The sequence below is a fragment of the Providencia sp. CIM-Carb-044 genome, from assembly GCF_033901115.1.
Taxonomy (GTDB): domain Bacteria; phylum Pseudomonadota; class Gammaproteobacteria; order Enterobacterales; family Enterobacteriaceae; genus Providencia; species Providencia hangzhouensis.
This window is the reverse complement of record NZ_JAXADV010000060.1, coordinates 1-1,001: the sequence shown is the minus strand read 5'-3', so window position 1 is coordinate 1,001 and position 1,001 is coordinate 1. Positions and strand designations below refer to the sequence as shown.

General features: G+C 52.0%; 1 pseudogene. It reads right to left on the bottom strand.

The annotated features are described in order from the left end of the window. Positions 1-81 precede the first annotated feature (81 nt). Positions 82-920 (bottom strand): annotated as a pseudogene (locus SJ312_RS23245) (AadA family aminoglycoside 3''-O-nucleotidyltransferase). Positions 921-1,001: the final 81 nt, after the last annotated feature.

The following is a 1,001-nucleotide window of genomic DNA, read 5'->3' as shown; positions in this document are numbered from 1 at the left end:
ACGCTTAAAAATAATAAAAGCAGACTTGACCTGATAGTTTGGCTGTGAGCAATTATGTGCTTAGTGCATCTAACGCCGGAGTTAAGCCGCCGCGCGTAGCGCGGTCGGCTTGAACGAATTGTTAGACATCATTTACCAACTGACTTGATGATCTCGCCTTTCACAAAGCGAATAAATTCTTCCAAGTGATCTGCGCGTGAGGCCAAGTGATCTTCTTTTTGTCCCAGATAAGCTTGCTTAGCTTCAAGTAAGACGGGCTGATACTGGGCAGGTAGGCGTTTTATTGCCCAGTCGGCAGCGACATCCTTCGGCGCGATTTTGCCGGTTATTGCGCTGTACCAAATGCGGGACAACGTAAGCACTACATTTCGCTCATCGCCGGCCCAGTCGGGCTGCGAGTTCCATAGCTTCAAGGTTTCCCTCAGCGCCTCGAATAGATCCTGTTCAGGAACCGGGTCAAAGAATTCCTCCGCTGCCGGACCTACCAAGGCAACGCTATGTTCTCTTGCTTTTGTAAGCAGGATAGCTAGATCAATGTCGATCATGGCTGGCTCGAAGATACCCGCAAGAATGTCATTGCGCTGCCATTCTCCAAATTGCAGCTCGCGCTTAGCCGGATAACGCCACGGGATGATGTCGTCATGCACGACAAGGGTGACTTCTATAGCGCGGAGCGTCTCGCTCTCGCCAGGGAAAGCCGAAGCCTCCATAAGGTCATTGAGCAATGCTCGCCGCGTCGTTTCATCAAGCTTTACGGCCACAGTAACCAACAAATCAATATCGCTGTATGGCTTCAGGCCGCCATCCACTGCGGAGCCGTACAAATGCACGGCCAGCAACGTTGATTCCAGATGGCGCTCAATGACGCTTAGCACCTCTGATAGTTGGTTCGAAATTTCGATGGTCACCGCTACCCTCATGATGTCTAACGCCGCCATAAACGGCGACAGGGTGGCGCGCCTATTGCGCATAAAATGGCGAAGCCATGCGCAACAGGCGCG